General features: G+C 53.6%; 12 protein-coding genes and 1 riboswitch. Of the genes, 8 read left to right on the top strand and 4 right to left on the bottom strand.

Annotated features, from left to right (window positions below):
• Positions 1–481: 481 nt before the first annotated feature.
• A complete protein-coding gene (locus RC85_RS05420; protein ID WP_068259532.1) occupies positions 482–1,063 on the top strand; it encodes a hypothetical protein in 582 nt (193 codons plus the stop codon).
• 127 nt (positions 1,064–1,190) lie between these two features.
• A complete protein-coding gene (locus tag RC85_RS05415) occupies positions 1,191–2,228 on the top strand; it encodes a DUF1559 domain-containing protein (RefSeq protein WP_068259529.1) in 1,038 nt (345 codons plus the stop codon).
• Positions 2,229–2,233: 5 nt separating this feature from the next.
• On the opposite strand, the gene RC85_RS05410 is transcribed toward RC85_RS05415, so the two are convergent.
• Positions 2,234–2,653: a hypothetical protein gene (locus RC85_RS05410; protein WP_068259524.1), complete on the bottom strand. Its 420-nt coding sequence runs from the start codon at positions 2,651–2,653 to the stop codon at positions 2,234–2,236.
• Between the two features lie 154 nt (positions 2,654–2,807).
• Complete coding sequence (locus RC85_RS05405; protein WP_068259522.1) at positions 2,808–5,771, bottom strand: serine/threonine protein kinase; 2,964 nt, start codon at positions 5,769–5,771, stop codon at positions 2,808–2,810.
• 547 nt (positions 5,772–6,318) lie between these two features.
• On the opposite strand from RC85_RS05405, the gene RC85_RS05400 reads away from it, so the two are divergent.
• Together RC85_RS05400 and recQ are read left to right on the top strand one after the other, a co-directional pair.
• Positions 6,319–8,700, top strand: a complete 2,382-nt coding sequence (locus RC85_RS05400; protein ID WP_068259519.1) for a sodium-translocating pyrophosphatase — start codon at positions 6,319–6,321, stop codon at positions 8,698–8,700.
• Positions 8,701–9,116: 416 nt separating this feature from the next.
• The gene (recQ, locus tag RC85_RS05395) at positions 9,117–11,276 is read left to right on the top strand and encodes a DNA helicase RecQ (protein ID WP_149752791.1); all 2,160 of its coding nucleotides are present in this window, start codon (positions 9,117–9,119) and stop codon (positions 11,274–11,276) included.
• 196 nt (positions 11,277–11,472) lie between these two features.
• Here the strand turns inward: recQ and RC85_RS05390 are convergent, their stop codons facing one another.
• Positions 11,473–12,702 (bottom strand): threonine/serine exporter family protein, encoded by a 1,230-nt coding sequence (locus RC85_RS05390; RefSeq protein WP_068259514.1) that lies wholly within the window; start codon positions 12,700–12,702, stop codon positions 11,473–11,475.
• A gap of 261 nt (positions 12,703–12,963) precedes the next feature.
• Between RC85_RS05390 and RC85_RS05385 the strand changes: the two genes are divergently transcribed.
• Positions 12,964–14,691, top strand: a complete 1,728-nt coding sequence (locus tag RC85_RS05385) for a glycoside hydrolase family 3 protein (protein ID WP_202907962.1) — start codon at positions 12,964–12,966, stop codon at positions 14,689–14,691.
• A 208-nt stretch (positions 14,692–14,899) separates the two neighbouring features.
• Here RC85_RS05385 and RC85_RS05380 read toward each other — a convergent pair whose 3' ends face one another.
• The gene (locus RC85_RS05380) at positions 14,900–15,325 is read right to left on the bottom strand and encodes a hypothetical protein (protein ID WP_068259512.1); all 426 of its coding nucleotides are present in this window, start codon (positions 15,323–15,325) and stop codon (positions 14,900–14,902) included.
• 102 nt (positions 15,326–15,427) lie between these two features.
• Between RC85_RS05380 and RC85_RS05375 the strand changes: the two genes are divergently transcribed.
• The 3 genes from RC85_RS05375 (at position 15,428) to RC85_RS05365 (ending at position 18,279) form a co-directional block, all read left to right on the top strand.
• Positions 15,428–16,018 (top strand): Uma2 family endonuclease, encoded by a 591-nt coding sequence (locus RC85_RS05375; RefSeq protein ID WP_068259511.1) that lies wholly within the window; start codon positions 15,428–15,430, stop codon positions 16,016–16,018.
• 140 nt (positions 16,019–16,158) lie between these two features.
• Positions 16,159–16,389: riboswitch (cobalamin riboswitch) on the top strand.
• 191 nt (positions 16,390–16,580) lie between these two features.
• On the top strand, positions 16,581–17,471 hold the full coding sequence (locus RC85_RS05370) for a DUF1559 domain-containing protein (RefSeq protein WP_068259509.1): 891 nt from the start codon (positions 16,581–16,583) through the stop codon (positions 17,469–17,471).
• A 79-nt stretch (positions 17,472–17,550) separates the two neighbouring features.
• Positions 17,551–18,279, top strand: coding sequence for a PEP-CTERM sorting domain-containing protein (locus tag RC85_RS05365; protein ID WP_068259507.1), 729 nt, complete (start codon positions 17,551–17,553; stop codon positions 18,277–18,279).
• The last annotated feature ends 16 nt before the right edge of the window (positions 18,280–18,295 follow it).

Below are 18,295 nucleotides of genomic sequence, written 5' to 3'. Positions count from 1 at the left end.
ATTTTTCAGTGTTCATTTTGCAATTTGCAATCAACACCGAGGCCGGTCAGCCACAAACCCCCAAAGTCGTCCAGTTTCCCTCCACGCAAACATTTTCGTCAGCCCAGGCATCGCCCCGCGCGTTGTGCGGCCCCGAACGCGCGGGGCGATGCCCACGCGGTTAAACGAACTAACACTTGTTTCCTTCACGGCTTTGGGCGATGAACTGCGGTTTAATGGTTTTGCGTTGTGCCTGCCGTAACTCGCTTCACTCGCTACGGCCTACTTTGGGCCTGACCAGCCGGTGCTTGCTGGAACCCCTGTTTGCGGGGGGCTAAATGAACGAATCTTTTGCTTTTCGTTCAAGCTTCGCCTGTTGGCGGTCGATCGACTCGATAGGCGTCCATCGCCGGAAAAGTTTACCAAGCCCAACTTCACGCCCCAATCGTCAAGGTCGGCTACCGATGATCGCCTCCTCCCCCCAAAGAATCGCGAATCTCCGATGAAATCAGCATCCAACAGCCCAACGCTCGCACTCACGCTTGCCTTAGGAATTTGCCTAGCCAGCGGTTGTAGTGGTTTGCGTCTGCCGTCGACCGCGTCGATGAGTGGCAATCCCCTGTTAAGCGGGACACTGTTTCCTGAGAAAGACACGTCGAGTTTTGTCAGTCCCGAAGGCATGCCAATGTCGCCGGGAATGCCGATGGCATCAAATTCGGTCGCCCAGTTGGTTTATCAAGGAACCAAGCAGGCCAAAGCCAACGGTGGAATCGTGCTACAAGTCGTGGGCGATGAAACGCCGGTGCGAGTTTTACCGCTGCCCGCCGAAGGCCAAAGCGTCTACGTCAGCCAATTGCTGACTCAATCGGGCGTCAAGAAGCAGCTTGGATCTGTAAAAGCGACTCTTTTCCGGCATTCGACCGGATCGATCGGCGGGATGCCGATGGAATGCAAGATGACCAAAGACGGCGAAAATGTGCGTCCTGAAAGCGACTATGCACTGCAACCGGGCGACCGTTTGCGAGTCGAAAAGGCAGGCATGTTGGGCGGTGCCGACTTGTTGGATTTAGTTCTGAATCGGTAACCACGTGATCATTTTTGGGTTTTCGCCGACAATTTAGGTGTACGGAAGCTGGGAACACGTTCAAGATAGTGGGTAACCCCTCACTTGCTTGTCCGATTCTCCACTACGCCGGGTGCCATTGCTCGCGATGCAACGCCGTTTCCCTCGCACTGCTTTTACGCTGGTCGAATTGCTGGTGGTGATCGCCATCATCGCAGTCCTGGTGGGGCTTTTGCTGCCGGCGGTCCAATCGGCTCGTGAGGCGGCTCGGCGAATGCAGTGCTCCAATCATCTGAAACAGATTGGGCTGGCGATGCACAATTACGAATCAGCCTTTCGGACACTTCCGTGGGGTGCCAAGGGCGGTTGGGGCCACAGTTGGACCACCGACATCTTGCCGTTTTTGGAACAGTCGGCGGTTGCAGAGAACGTGCCGCAAGGCGAAACCGGCTTTGGGACTGACACAACCGTGACACCGCAAGGGGTTCGATTTCGCGAACTGGCCCGCACGTTAATTCCCGGCTATCGATGCCCCAGCCAACCCGGGCCGACTCATTTGTCGATTCCAACTGACTTCATCAGCGGTCGCGCGGTGACGTCGTACCTGGGGAACGCGGGCAGCAATCCCCAACGCGACGACCACAGTAGTTTTGACGGCATGGGCAACTTGATTCGCCAGGGCATGAACGATTCCAATGGCGTTCTGTTGGCAGCAGATTGCGTGAGCGATCCATCGAGTGCGCCTAACTTTCCGGCGATCAAGTTCGCTGCGATTCTGGACGGACTTAGCCATACTGTTCTGGTGGCCGAGACAAAGTGGGACGAGACATGGAGTTGTGAAGAGTGCAATCACCATTCGTTGTACCATCCTCAATTTGACACCGGCCCGATCGGTCTTGGAGCAGACTTTTCGCAAGCGTTGACATCCTTCCTGATCGCCATCAATCCATCTTATTTGGACGGGCCGAACGTAACGGGACCAACGACGATTGGGCCGCCCATTGAAACTTATCCGATCCAAAATGTCTTAGAAATTTCGCCGGGCAGCTTTCACGCCGGTGGAGTCCAAGTCGTTCTCTGCGACGGTTCCGTCCACATGCTCAGCGACAGTACTGACGAAAAAATCCGTCTCGCGATTGGATCACGAGACGGACATGAGGTGTTGAGCCAAGGTGCAATCGACTGAACGATTTAGCCTTCGTATTCCCAATCAGTCGCTGGTAGTTCTTTGGCTTCGATTTTTTCGCCGAACGTCTTACCGTCGGAACTTTTCATCTCGCCAGCCTTCTTGAACCCTTCCAGAATCATCGCTTTCGCTTTCTCTGGGTCGGACTTGAACAAGTCTTTTGGAAAGTCTTTCTTGTCCAAGTACTTGTGAACCGCTTGGCCATACTCGTTGCGAGCTTTCTTTTTATCGGGATGCCTTTTGATGTGGCAAACATTGCAACCAGCTTTGGCAACCGTCTTGTACCAATCGGCATCTTCCTCTTTGTCCGAAAAAGACTTTTTGAACTCTTTGCCGAACTCAGCAATCGCGCTGGCGGGGCTAGCGAAGATCATGGGACTGGCAAACACCATCATGCTGCCGAGTAAAATTGCGAAGCGTTTCATTAAGGTTCTCCTGAGGGATGCAAAGCGGTCTTTGCGAGGCGGGGTGGGGACTACCATTAAGGCTGGGTGGGTCAAAAAGTCAATTCCTAACCAAGTTTAACGACCAATTCGGAATCGGAAAGAATTGAACGACAAAAAGGTGTTCGAAATCGCATCAAAACTCGGCGATCACTGGCAACGAAGGCAGTGACTCTTCTTCAAATCCGGGATTCGGCGTCTGGTCTTGGCGATAATCCGATGGCCGTCTGGAACTCATCGAAAGAGTGGGCAATTTCCCGGATGCCCAACTGACGTTCCACCTAGGTTGACTTTCGTCAGCCCAGTCCAGGTCCGCGTTGGCTAACGAATCCATCTCCGACACAATGACTTCTCCGTTTGACATCGTCATCCGAAGCAGTGGATCAGTCCGCAGAGGGTCCGAAACGTAGACATTCGAAGATCCTCCCAAGCGTAAATCCTGTGATCCTGAATTCACTTTTCGGGAAAGCGGATAATTGACGAACTCAAAATGCGGCAAAGAATCATCGACAATGAAGACGCAATTACGAGCACTGCGGTTGATTGAAAAAGGATAAGACCCGCTCGCACCCAAACGAACGCGACAAAACCCCGACGCAGCATGTGCCGTGACTCGCGTCATTAGCAAGATCATGGGTCCGACCGACGCCGACAATGGTTCGCGTGTACCAGCGGTATCGATCATTCGTCCCGAAACCGCCAGCAAGCCGTTGTTCCATCGCAGCCATAATTTGGCGGCATGGTCCATGTGAATCATGGTCGCCTCACCACGCACAATCACATTGTCAAAATCAATGGCAACCATTGGAAAGACATCTTGGTCGCGGCTGGTGGTTTGCTGCCTATCACGAAACTCACCGCCACGAAACTCGCGGTCACGAAAATCGCTATCACCAAAATCATCGGACGCGTTGCTCTTAGGATCCGTCACCACGTCGATCGCGTAGACTTCGCCGCGTTTGGCAGGATTGTTGATCGTGATCGTACTGGCACTGAGCGATAATTCTGTCCCGGCTTCGGCTTGAAACATTGCACCGCCATCGATTTCATCTTCGGGAACATCCCAGACGAAATGAATGTTTTGAAACTCAGCGATCCCCGGCCCCAACGTACACATGCTAGGTCGTTGCATGGTCATCGCTTCACCAGAATCAAAAACGATGATCGACTGATTCACAGTTGATTGAATTCGCAAGCTGTTAGCATCAATGCGAATCGGTGCGCTGTAAATTTTGGGGCTAATGATTTCCACAACGCCAATTTCATATCGCTTTGCCAATTCAATCCCTTGGGCAAGCGTTGTGCAATAGATCTGTCGATCAGCCCCGATGCGTACTTCGTCTCGCTGCGGCGCTGCGACCACTCGAATCGACGAAGGATCGAACAACTCGGCATCAGCCAGCGTGTCTTTGACCAGCGACAGCGGTTGTGCTTTTTCCCAGGCAACCAAGTCAGGCCGAACCACTCGTCGCACACTGTCGGTCAAATTGCCCGCGAATCCAACGGCGGATTGCAAGGCATCATTAACAGTCTGGTTCGCTCTCGCAGCTTGCTCACCAACCGAACCATTATTAAAGTCACGATCGTCCACGCCTTTGTTTTGTTGACTGCCTTGGCTGGTGCCATTGCTTCCGGCTTCCACTCCGCCGTTGCTGGCTTCGATTAACAACGGCGAGATTGGAATCTCAGTCATCGGCGGTGCCGTCAACATTGGCGGCGATGAAATGGTGCCCGTTGTAATCGGCGTGCCTTCGGCGTCCACCATCACGGGTGCTGACGCGGATGACGGAACCACAATACTCTGACGCGATGCCGCCGATTCCAAACGTAACCAAAGTGCAACAGCAACCAACAAGGTCGCTGCAACAACCCACGGCAAGTGTTTTTCGAGCCAGGCCAACAGCGGACCGCTGCTGGTCAATTCCACCGGCGCAACCGATTGGGCGCCCACCAAATTGTCACGCGCGGCGACTTCACGTAAGTCTGCAATCAGATGGTTCGTATCCTGGTAACGCTGAGCAGGTTTTTTCGCCAACATCTTGTTGATGACGGCGACCAGATTCTCGCTGACCTGTTTGCGAATCGCTCGCGGGTCAGGCGGCGGAGCGTTTCCATGGCTCAGCAATTTCTGCAACATCGTGCCGCCGGGGTAGGGCGGCATGCCAGTCAACATGAAGTACAGCGTGCAACCGAGCGAGTAAATGTCGCTTCGCAAATCAGCGTCGCGCGGATCGTGTGCTTGTTCCGGCGAGATGTAGTCGAACGTTCCAAGCGTCACGCCGCTGGCGGTCATATCATCGGCAAGGCCTAAACTATCACTGCGAGCCAAGCCCATATCAACCAACTTGATATGCCCTTCGCCCGCAATCAACACGTTCGATGGCTTAACGTCACGGTGAGTAATCCCACGCTCCGATGCATGTCCTAGTGCGTCAGCAATTTGACAGGTAAACAAAACGGCTTCATCGATCGACAACACTCCCTTGCTGTGGATCCAGTCACGAATGTTGGTACCTTCGATGTACTCAAAGACGATGTAATGCCATCGCCCGTGACGGCCTGTGTCAAACACTTTGGCAATGCGTTGGTGGTCAAGCTTCGCAGCACTCTGCGATTCGTTTCGAAAGCGACGTTGTAGATCTGGATCGTCACCGACGAACGGAATGACTTTGATCGCCACCGTACGATCAAGTTTTTCATCGTGTGCTCGGAAGACGGCTCCCATTCCGCCGCCGCCAATCAATTCATCAATGCGAAAATGATTCAGCCGTTGACCGAGCAAGACTTTGGCGACTGCCACAGGCGTCTGCTTGCCCTCGCTCGCGGAACCAGGGATCTGTGAACCGGGGATCTGTGAACCAGGGAGTTGTGAACCGGGAATCTGTGAACCGGGGACTTGGCCCGCCGAGTCACGAATGACGGTATGCGCCTCGGCAATCTGTTGTGAATCGAGTTGTGACTTTGAACGAGAGCCTGATTGGGAATCCGATGACGACTCGGTCGCTGAACCAATTGAAACCCCTGATCCAGAACCAACGGAATCGGAACGGTTGCGTCGTACCGTCGATGGGTCGTTGGGTAGGGATGGGTCAGATGGCATGTGAAATCAGGCACATGGGAGAACGCAAGAGAGTAGGACGAACAGCGTTCCGGAGACCCTTTGAGGGTAATTCGCATCGCATGTTCGGTCAATCATTTGGCATGCCCGAACCGGTAACGCTGTGAAGCATTTATTGCCTGCAAAACACCGTACTCAATCGTTAAACCGCTTGGGCGTCGCCCCGCGCCGTGAAGAGTTTTGGTCCCGGAAAATACGGGTTAGTTCGTTTAACCGCGTGGGCATCGCCCCGCGCGTTTCGCCCCGCATGGACGCGCGGGGCGATGCCCACGCGGTTAAACAGTCCAGAAACCCTTCACGGCGTTGGGCGTCGCCCCGCGCGTCGTGCTGGCCCCACAGCGCGCGGGGCGATGCCCACGCGGTTAAACAGTTCGTGCAAGGCGGTGATCGCGTCGGAGTGAATATCTGAAATTATTCCCAACAGGTGGCGTTCGGAAGTGGAAAAGCGTCATGCCAGCCGTTAATGTTACAACCAGGGCGTCTTATCGCCCATTAAATTCGTTGATCTCAACAAAGAAAGAACACTTCTGTGATTGCTGGCATCGTTATTGGTTTGGCATGCGTCGCGGCCATTGCCGCATTATTTGTAGCCCTGCGGTTCTATCGCGAAATGATGGAGCAAGACGAAGGCACCGCTGAGATGAAAGAAATTGCCGAAAGCGTGCGGCAAGGTGCGGGTGCATACCTCAGGCAGCAAAACCGAGTCGTCACGATCGTTTTCGTGATCATCGCAATCTTATTGGGCATCGCCGTTTACACGCTTGGCGTCATCGGGCCGCTGGTTCCCTTCGCGTTTTTGACCGGCGGTTTTTTCAGCGGACTCGCTGGCTGGTTTGGCATGCGAACCGCCACTCAGGCCAGTGGACGAACCGCAGCGGCGGCCGAGCGATCGCTCAACGACGGATTGCAGGTCGCGTTTCGCAGCGGTGCAGTGATGGGGCTGACCGTCGTTGGCTTGGGGTTGCTTTACGTGTGTCTGTGGTTCGGGTTCATGTATTGGGTTTTGCCGCTAACCGGCATGGACGCAATGACGCTGCCGGAAATCTCCGTCGCGATGCTGTCGTTCGGAATGGGTGCAAGCGCCCAAGCTTTGTTCGCGCGGGTTGGCGGTGGCATCTTTACCAAAGCAGCCGACGTGGGTGCCGACTTGGTCGGAAAGGTCGAACAAAGCATGGCCGAAGATTCACCGCGTAACCCCGCAACGATTGCTGACAACGTCGGTGATAATGTCGGCGACGTCGCAGGGATGGGGGCGGATTTGTACGAATCGTATTGCGGTTCGATCTTGGCAGCATCGGCACTGGGTGTCGCCGCGATGAGCCACGCTGATGGAATCCCAGAAGGCATGGATGTTGGCACGGCGCAACTGCGAGCGATGATGTTGCCGATCGCAATCGCAGCGATCGGAATTCCGCTGTCGATGGTCGGCGTGTTTGCGGTGAAGACCGGCGATGACACTTCGCAAAAATCGCTGCTGGCCGCGCTCGCACGCGGGATCAATCTTTCAACGCTGCTGGTCATCATTGCCGCTGCGATCATCGCGACGTTGTTGATGCCCACAACACCTGACACGATCATCTTTGGTTTTCTGCCCGGCATCGCGATCAGTGTCGTCACCGGACTGGCGGCCGGTTGGGCGATTGGTCACTGGACCGAACGTGTGACGAGCGACGAATACGCACCCACACAAAACCTTGCCGAACAAGCCAAGTCAGGACCGGCTCCGATCATCATCAGCGGGATCGCCGACGGGATGATGAGCGTTTGGTTGCCGGTGGTCGTTGTGTGTACGGCCATGCTGATTGCATTCGCGTTTGCAAACGGCGGCAATTTCAGCGACCCCAACCAATTTTCACTGGGACTGTACGGTGTCGGCATCGCGGCGGTGGGAATGCTTAGCACCCTCGGCATCACCCTGGCGACCGATGCTTACGGGCCGATCGCAGACAACGCGGGCGGCAACGCCGAGATGGCGGGACTGGACGAAATCGTCCGCAAACGCACCGATGCTCTCGATTCGCTTGGCAATACAACCGCAGCAACTGGAAAAGGATTCGCGATTGGTTCAGCAGCACTGACCGCGCTTGCATTATTGGCCGCTTACGTCGAAAGCGTGCGTGATGGCTTTGTACGCTGGGGGGACGACTATGCGATCGTCCAAAATATCGAGGACGACGGAACGTTCAACATCGCGCCGGCACTGAAACTGGTGCGTGAAGATTCCGTCAACGAAGTCAACCTGGCGATGCCGCTGACGCGAGGCCAGACCGAGCCTGACCTCGTTCCAATCCGCTCCGCAACGATCCGCGACTTCTTGTTGTACTACGACGCATCGCTGATGAACCCGAAGGTGCTAGTTGGTATTTTCTTGGGCGCGATGAGTTCATTTATGTTCTGCGCCTTCACGATGAAATCAGTCGCCCGAGCGGCCGATGGCATGGTGCAAGAAGTCCGGCGTCAGTTTATCGAGAATCCGGGAATCCTAGATGGAAGTGTCAAACCCGATTACGAACGCCCGGTCGCGATCAGCACCAAGGCGGCGCAGAAAGAAATGATCCTGCCCAGCATGCTTGGTCTGTTGATGCCGATTGCTGTCGGGCTGTTGCTTGGCGTTGGTGGAGTCCTAGGGTTGCTGACCGGATGCCTGACATCGGGATTTTGTCTAGCCGTGTTCATGGCGAACAGCGGAGGATCCTGGGACAACGCCAAGAAGTACATCGAAGCGGGACATCACGGCGGCAAAGGAAGCGACGCCCACAAAGCATCCGTCGTTGGCGACACCGTCGGCGACCCCTTCAAAGACACCTCCGGCCCCAGCCTAAACATCCTCATTAAACTCATGAGCATGGTCAGCGTCGTAGTCGCCGGGTTGATCGTACGATATTCATTAGTTGCAATAGGTTGGTTCTAGCTTCGCAACACAAATTGAAATCAACTTGTTGATCAAGTAAGCCGCAGGCGCGTATGCGGCCGGGTCTACCTAATTCCTAATTCCTAATTCCTAATTCCTAATTCCTAATTCCTAATTCCTAATTCCTAATTCCTAATTCCTAATTCCTAATTCCTAATTCCTAATTCCTAATTCCTAATTCCTAATTCCTAATTCCTAATTCCTAATTCCTAATTCCTAATTCCTAATTCCTAATTCCTAATTCCTAATTCCTAATTCCTAATTCCTAATTCCTAATTCCTAATTCCTAATTCCTCAGTACTCAGTACTCAGTACTCAGTACTCAGTACTCAGTACTCAGTACTCAGTACTCAGTACTCAGTACTCAGTACTCAGTACCCGTCGTCTAAACCCACCCGCACTTACCGGAGACAACCTTGATCCAACAGGTTACAAAAGTCTTTCGCGACGTTTGGGGCTACGATCAATTTCGTCCGCTTCAAGAAGACTCGATTCGCTGCGTGCTGGACAAACAAGACAGTCTGACGGTTCTGCCAACCGGTGGCGGAAAATCACTTTGTTTCCAAGCCCCCGCCTTGTGTTGTGACGGAATGGCGGTCGTGGTTTCGCCATTGATCTCGTTGATGAAGGATCAAGTCGACGCTTTGCAGGCTTGTGGCGTGGCAGCCGAGTTTGCCAACAGCACGCAGACGGCTGACGAAAAACGTCGTGTCGCCGAGCGGATTCGGGCTGGCGAAATCAAGCTGCTGTACATGGCTCCTGAACGTTTACTCTCGCCTCGCACGCTGGACTTCCTGCAGTCAAACCATGTGTCGTTTTTTGCGATCGATGAAGCTCACTGCATCAGCGCATGGGGCCACGATTTCCGGCCCGAGTACCGTGGCCTGCGGACGCTGAAGGAACTGTTTCCATCGGCGAGCGTTCACGCCTATACCGCCACCGCCGCCGAAGACGTTCGCAACGACATCGCGCAGCAACTAGGACTAAGCGGAGCCAAAATTCTAGTCGGCGATTTCGATCGCCCCAACCTAAACTACCGGATGCTGCGGAGCGATGGACGATTGCAGCAGGTGATGGAAGTCATCGGGCGACACCCGGGCGAATCCGGAATCGTTTACTGCATCAGCCGCAAAGAAGTGGAACGCACCGCGAACGCGATCAATGCAGTGGGGGGCAGGGCAACTGGAAGCAGGGCGTTGGCGTATCATGCTGGGCTGGATGACCATCAACGCAAGTCAAACCAAAATGCGTTCATCAAAGACGAGTGCGACGTGATCGTGGCTACGGTTGCCTTTGGCATGGGAATCGATAAACCCGACGTGCGATACGTCGTTCACGCCGGTATGCCCAAATCGATTGAACACTACCAACAAGAAAGCGGGCGGGCCGGTCGTGACGGATTAGAATCCGAATGCGTGCTGATCTATTCTGGTGGCGATGTCGTCACGTGGAAAAGAATCATGGAAGGCGGTGGCAGCAACAACGCTGCCATCGCATCGCTTGATGCCATGGCCAACCTGTGTGGAAGCGTAGTCTGCCGACACAAGGCGTTGGTCGAATACTTTGGACAGAAGTACGAACACCAAAACTGCGGTAGCTGCGACGTTTGCTTGGGCGAACTCGACTTGGTGGACGATCCGATAACGCTAAGCCAAAAGATCCTATCCTGTGTCATTCGGCAGGGCGAACGATTCGGATCCGCGCACACCGCCAAAGTCTTAGCCGGATCCAAAGATCAACGTATTCATCAATTTGGCCACGACAAGCTAAGCACCTACGGACTGCTTGCTGATGAAGGACAAGCCAGCGCACGGATGTGGATCGACCAATTGGTGGCGCAAGGATACCTGCTTCGGAGCGGTGAATATCACTTACTGTCGCTATCCGAAACAGGCCGTCGATTGCTTAAACGCGACGGAGACCCAAAACTGACCAAGCCGACATCAAAGTCATCAAGATCTTCGCGGCAAGCGGTCGATGATTCTTGGGAGGGCGTGGACCGAGGACTATTCGACGAAATCCGCGGACATCGAAGCGAATTGGCATCCGCTCGAAACGTGCCGGCGTACGTGATCTTTGGCGATGCATCGCTGCGTGACATGGCTCGACGTCGTCCCGATAACGCGGACGCATTTTTGAAAATTCGCGGTGTTGGCGAACAAAAAGCCAAGGACTTTGGTGAAGCCTTCGTCGGTATCATCAAACGGTACTGCCAACAACACGACCTACCGACCAACGTCGTACCGCCCGCCGCAAAACCGACCGCAACGGTCGTCACCAATTCCAATTCATTCGCGGCATTCGATTTATTTCGCAATGGCGATTCCATCGAAGCAGCCGCCAAAGCCCTCGGTCGTGCAAAATCGACCACAGCCGGTTACCTCGCTGATTTCATCGCTCACGATCGAGTCACAGACATCTCGGCTTGGGTCAGCGACGAAAACCGACAAGCCGTTTTGCAACAGAAGCACCTGGCGGCCGAAGGTAAGCTCAAACCGATCTACGACCACTTCGACGGAACGATCTCTTACGACGACATTCGCATCACCCTAGCCAGCGACCACAGCCAAGCTTGACTTGAACACCAAATCCTCTGGGAAACTTCTCGTGAAAACTTCTCGGGGAAACTTCTCAGTGAAAACTTATCAGTGAACAAGTGCGTTTTCTCGATAGCCACAAAGGTGAACAGAACGCACGAAAACTCAATCACCGTTTAGCATCCATCGATGCGCCCAACAAATTTTGCGGCAGACAAATCGCCAGCATGCGGCCTCACAAAATTCGCTTGGGTGGGACGATGGCGTTGGAGACTAACAAGCCGCCGACCAAACTGGCCGCGATCAGGATCGTCACAAAGCCAAACTGAATGCCTTCCATCGTTTGCTTTTCCAACAGCGCCGAAAGCGATCGGTAACCCACAGAACCTGGGACTAAAATCAGCATTCCAGGTGTCTGTGTTACTAGTGCAGGTAAATCACGAATGCGTGCGTATAAATTGCTGGTGCAGCCGACCGTTAACGCTCCGAAGAAAGACGCCACCTCGACCCCCATTCTCGGTTCGATCAACCAACTGACGACCACGCCAAGGATGGAAACGATCGCGATGATAGGCCATTGCCGAAACCCGGCGCGAAAGACGATTGCGAACGCGACCGGCGCGATCAGCAAAGCGATCCAACGCCAATAGAACGCGGGCGCAATCGTTGGACCTACGATTGGCGGTAGGTGCCCCGCAACTTTCCAAACCAAAGCAACCCCGACAAACATGGTCGCCAGCGATACCAACGCACCGGCCAAACGCGCCATGCCCGCTGACAAGTGACCGACCGCTAATTCAGTCATTGCAACGGTTAGCTTCAAACCGGGAATCAAAACAATCAAACCGGCCAGCGTGGTCAATTGATCGTCGATCGGGACGATATAGTGAGCCACCAACAGCGAACCCGTTGCAGCGGTCAAACCGGCCAACGGTTCTAACAACCCCAATTCCATTTTCTGCCGTTCATTAAACAGCTCCAACCCGGACACCAACAATCCGATCAGTCCCGAGACGACAATCTCATGGATCGCACCGCCAAAGAAAACCGCAACACACATGCAGGCGACCGAACAAGCGAGCGAATACAGCGGCCAATTGTACAGTCCTTTGGATTGATCGATCTTGTGAAGCTCATCCGTTGCAGCTTGCGGACTGATCTTGCCACCCTCGACCCGACTGAGCACGCGATCAAATTGAATCAGCTTGTTGACGTCCACCGCACCGGCATCCACTCGGCGGACAACCGTAAGCTCTGGCCGATCGGGAGCGGCAAGCGAGATCACCAGCGCGGTCGGCGTGTACAAGAATACTCCATGAATCCCCAACGAGGTGGCGACCTGACTTAGCAAACGTTCCAAGCGGTGCGACGGAGTCCCGTAACGATGCAGCATCATTGCCGCTTCAATCAAGAACGTTTGCTGCGGAGTTCGTTCGTTACCTGGGGTCGTTGCGGTCGAATTCATGATGTGCTGGATAGCATTTTCAGCCCTGTTGATGGTTACTTGCCAAACACTATGAATGACGCTTGTTTTCTGATCAGATTCACCTAGTGTTTATAGGTGAACTACGCCCGCAACTTCAACGCCCGCAACTTCAAAGCCCGTAACTTCAACGCCCGGTACATCTCCATGAGACTGTTTCAGTCAGCAGCTTTCCTATTTGCATCTTGCCTCTTGATCAGCCCTCTCGTCGCGGAAGAACTACCGCTTCAAAAGCATGACACGGTGGCTCGATCAATTCTTGCCAAAATGACGACCGATGAAAAAATTGGTCAGATGATCCAGGCGGATACAGCCGGCTTGGTCGACCCCAAGGATGTGGCGGACTACCATCTCGGATCAATCCTCAGTGGCGGTGGCTCGGATCCGGCGGCGGGAAATAGTCTTCAGAATTGGACGCAGCTTTACGAGTCGTTGCAACAACGCGCGGTCTCAACTCGGCTTGGCATTCCGATTCTGTTCGGCATTGATGCGGTCCACGGACACAACAATGTGCTCGAAGCCGTTGTCTTTCCCCACAACATTGGACTGGGATGTAGTGGCAATGCTGATTTGGTCCAGGAAATTGGGCGAATGACGGCGTTGGAAATGCGGGCCAGCGGTATCCATTGGACGTTCGCTCCCTGCGTCACCGTTCCCCGTGATGAGCGTTGGGGTCGCACCTACGAAGGATTTTCAGAAGACCCGGATTTGGTAGCCCGTCTCGGCGTTGCTTCACTGAAAGGACTTCAAGGAGACAATGTTTCTGACCCAACATCAGTCCTGGGTTGTGCGAAACACTTCGCGGGAGACGGCGGAACGATTCCTGGCACTGGAAAGAATGGCTGGGGATGGGACCAAGGCGACACCAAGGTTGACGAAGAAACCTTTCGACGTGTTCACCTATCGACCTACCCGCCAGTGATTGCCGCGGGTGCGTTAACCATCATGCCTTCCTACAGCAGTTGGAATGGCCTCAAATGCTCCGGCAACAAGTACCTGTTAACTGATGTCCTCAAGAAAGAGTTTGGATTTGAAGGTTTTCTCATCTCCGACTGGGAAGCCATCAAACAAGTTGACCCAGACTTCAAAACCGCGATCGGAATCTCAATCAACGCGGGCATGGACATGGCGATGGAGCCAACGGCTTATCGCGAGTTTTATGACAACCTGAAAGCGTTGGTCCAGGAAGGAACCGTACCCATGTCGCGAATCGACGATGCGGTGTTACGCATCCTAAAAGTGAAGGCGGCAATGGGATTGTTTGCTGATGATTATGACTATCGAGCCAATCCAGAACTGCAACAAAATTTCGGCTCTGAAGAGCATCGCACTGTCGCACGACAAGCCGTCCGCGAATCACTTGTGCTGCTAAAAAATGATGGCACGTTTCCAGTGGACAAGACAGCGAAACGGATTCATGTCGCCGGTGCAGCAGCGGATGACTTGGGGATCCAATGCGGCGGATGGACCATTGATTGGCAAGGGAAATCGGGCGACGTCACCAGCGGCGGAACAACGGTTTTAGATGCGATCAAATCGTCAGTGGGGCCTGACACCGAAGTCACATTTTCGGCCGATGGTGCCGGAGCTGAAGGAGCCGATGTAGCGATCATTGTCATCGGCGAACAGCCCTACGCAGAGTTCGAGGGTGATAACAAAGAGCTAGAACTGTCCGCCGAAAACCAAGCCGTCGTGCAGACGGTTCACGACTCTGGAACTCCCACGGTGACCGTGCTGTTTTCCGGGCGACCAATGATCATCAACGAGTCGCTTGAAAACTCAGACGCTTTCATTGCCGCTTGGTTGCCAGGGACGGAAGGTCTGGGAGTCACCGACATCCTGTTCGGCGACCACAAGCCAACCGGCAAACTCTCTTTCACGTGGCCCCGCTCGATCGATCAGCTCCCGATCAACCACAATGACGGAAAGACCAATCCATTGTTCCCATTCGGGTTTGGGCTGACAGAATGAAATTGAGAGCGGATTGGGCGATGCAGTCCAACGAGTGCTAGTCAAAGCCGTGAAGAATTTTGGTCTCAGAAAACACGCGTCAGTTCGTTAAGCCGCGTGGGCATCGCCCCGCGCGTCGTGCAGTCCCGAACGCGTGGGGCGTTGCCCACGCGGTTAAACAATTTGGAAAGTCTTCACGGCGTTGGGCGGCCCGCTTAGCTCGGCTGGCTTACGTGCGAATTTGTTGCAGCGCATTCTGAACAAACTTGTCAGTTGTATCGTCGGTCTGATTCGCTGCACTTGCTTGATGTGCGGTCTGGATTGCATCTCGATCACCACCGTACAGCAGTCCACGAGTCGCCCAAATGCAGAGCACCATCGCGGCGTCCCGTCGCGGTTCGGGATCTTGTTGACTAAGACGATCCAGGATCATCGGCAGCATTTGTCGGCCCAGCCCTGAAACGATCATCAACAGCACCGATCGAGCCGACGTGGGCAGCGTCTCGATCGCATCGAGCGCCGCCCGCGGATCGTGCTGGACGACCGTTTTCAAAGAGTCGAACAGCATGGCGTGACGAGGACCGCCGTGCGTGCTGCCTTCGAGTTCACGAACAAGATCAGCCAGTCGATCGGGCGGGGGATTAGAATCATTCATGAAGTATCGTAGAAACGGCTCAAGGCCAATTCCGCTTTATTCTTCATTGGAAATCACTGACTTCGTTTTGATTTTACGATCTCAAACTGTTAGATTGTTAGCATGAGCACAACACTTCATCTTTCGTTGAAAGAATACGACCAGATGGTTTCTCGCGGTGCGTTCGATGAACTCAATCGCAAAGTCGAACTAATTCGCGGGGAGATCATTGCGATGAGTCCAGCCGGCCCGATTCACGACGACCTGATTGAATACCTTCGTGAATGGTCCGGCGCGTCGATCGACCGGTCAGAAATTCAGGTTCGCGGGCAAACGGGCATGGATCTACCCGATTTAGGCAGCCGGCCTGAACCCGATGTTTTCTGGGTCACTGCCAAGCGATACTTCGATGGTCATCCAACGGCAAAAGACACGCTACTGGCGATCGAGGTTGCCGACAGCAGTTTGCGAACCGACCGAACCACCAAAGCGGACCTTTATGCCGAAGCTGGCATTGGCGAATACTGGGTCGTTGATGTTCAAGGCCGCTGCATCTACGTCATGCGAGAAATCGCCACTGACAACCACTACGGTTGGCAGCGGACGATCACCATAGGCGATGAACTTTCACCGCTTGCTAAACCTGACGCAGTGCTGAATGTGGCTGACCTTTTCGGCGTCGCCGCTGACCCATCCAAGCAAGCCCCAAGCTAATCAAAGCTGCGGATCCCGGTTCAGGCACGGCAACTGCATTAGGAATTGCCCTAAAAGAACTACTTTGCAGTTAAAGCGAGCCAAAAAACAATTCCCATTTTTTCATTTCGTAATGGGTTGACGGGACGCTACCAGCGGCTAATCTTCCAAGCGTTCGTGGTGACTTGTCGGAAACAAATTCGACGAGTGAACAGGGAACTCCGGTGAAATTCCGGGACGGTCCAGCCGCTGTGAACTGCCAGGAGTGTTTTTGCGAAAACACTTCACTCAACTTTCCTTCTAAGTCGCCATTGCTTGGTTTACCCGAGTGAGAAGGCGGTGGAAGTTGTCCGGCAGTGAGTCAGAAGACCTACCACGAAATAGACGTTGTTGTGCCCTCTCGGATTGGGGCGAACGTTGCGAGATCACCGGGCTCGAAATGCCCAGTCTCGAAACCTGTTCCTATGGCTGACGTGAAGCTCGAGTCACCAAAGTCCGCACGATTTCACATGTTTCAGATTCAATTGATTCATGTTTATTTGTGGTGGCCGATGGTCTCTTCGTAGCCCTTACGACTTAGCGCGTGCAGAGTGCCACATTGAACAATCGCGATCCCGAACGATCCGCATTTACGTTGATCGAATTACTGGTTGTCATCAGCATCATCGGTGTGCTAGTCGCGTTGCTTTTACCTGCGGTTCAGGCGGCACGCGAGGCGGCGCGTCGAACAGATTGCTCGAATCATCTGCGCCAGATCACCTTGGCTTGTCACCTTCACGAGAATCAGAAGAAAGAGTTTCCGGCAGGATGCATCGGCTGCAAGTTTGAAACACCAAAACCTGGCACACCATTTCAACCCCTCAGGTATTTATCTTGGAATATTCAAATACTGCCTTTCCTGGAACAAGCTGGACTTTGGGATCAGTTCGATTTGAAACTCCCTTGCTATGTCGAACCTAATCTGACCGCGAGTTCCCAAATCGTCCCAACGTTTCTCTGCCCATCGACAGCCGATCCAACAACGCATGCCCCTGTTGGACTGTTCAAAGGAATGGCGTTTACCGACTACTGCGGGCTTTACGGGGTCGAAGGTGTTGGCCGAAGCATCACCAACACTCATTCGCAGCACTTTCTCAATTCCACTTCGCTTGGGGTGATGCTTTTTGAAATCGCCAGCAAGCATTCAGATATTTTTGACGGACTCTCACACACCGCAATGATCGCCGAGAGCAAATTGAGACGAGTCAATGAAAATGAATGGGCAAACGGGCACAATGTATTTGCCCAGGAACAACGAACGGGAATCAATTCAGAGTCCGGACTCGGCAATGACATTGGCAGCCCCCATCCCTCGGGTGCATTGATTGGCTTCTGCGATGGCCATGTGAGCTTTTACAGCGACTCCGTTGACCAAACTCTACTTAACAGCCTGCTAACTCGAGCGGGAATGGAAGTGGTTGAAGAATCACACTGACTATGCAGTTCACACCTGCCCCAGACAAGACCAAATCACTTTACTTGAAACCTCCAACTTTTGATTGGGAACACACACCATGCGTTGTTCAGCATTTGTACTTTTCTTACTAACCCTGACGGTTCAACAAGCGATAGCCGCGCCTGTAGAGTCTTTCGGTGACATAAAGCTGTGGTCTGGCAGTGGAGCGAATCAGGCCGCATTGGCTATCGACTTTGATGGAGCATCATCAACCGACCAAGCACTCGTCTGGGGATATCGCTGGGATGGTGACAAGACAGTTGAAGACATGCTGCGATCTGTAGTCGCCAACGACCCAAGGCTTTTCACCAACTTAGGATCAACGTTTGGACAATTCGGTCGCTCGCTCTTCGGGATTGGTTACGATAACAACGGCAACGGCACATTTTCCATTAGCAATCCCAATACTGACTTCGGTTCAGATGGTATTGCATTTTCTACGTCGGGCACTCCTGGCATTGTTGCCAACGAATCGGGTGATCTATACTTCGAAGGCTTTACATTTGGTTTCTTCGAGTTGTCAGAGTCCTTTTCAGACCCCTTTGGCGTTGGACAATATATCCCTGCATCCGTCGGGATTTCTGGTGTAGTTAGCGCAACTGAGACTGATTTTCTCTCGGACGGGCAAACTGCCGGCCTTACCTGGAACGATACCTCCGCCGGATTCGTTGGTGGGAAGAGGCCGGAGAACTTTGTCGCCGCGTTGGCCATTCCAGAACCCAGCTCTTTTGCGTTGCTATGTTTTGCAGGAGCCGCTTTCGCCTGCCGACGTCGTGGGAAGCTATAGAGGCAATTTCGCTATC

Origin of the sequence: Rubripirellula obstinata (assembly GCF_001642955.1) — a bacterium.
GTDB classification, from domain to species: domain Bacteria; phylum Planctomycetota; class Planctomycetia; order Pirellulales; family Pirellulaceae; genus Rubripirellula; species Rubripirellula obstinata.
Note: the sequence above shows the minus strand (reverse complement) of the source record. Positions and strands in the feature narration are given on the sequence as shown.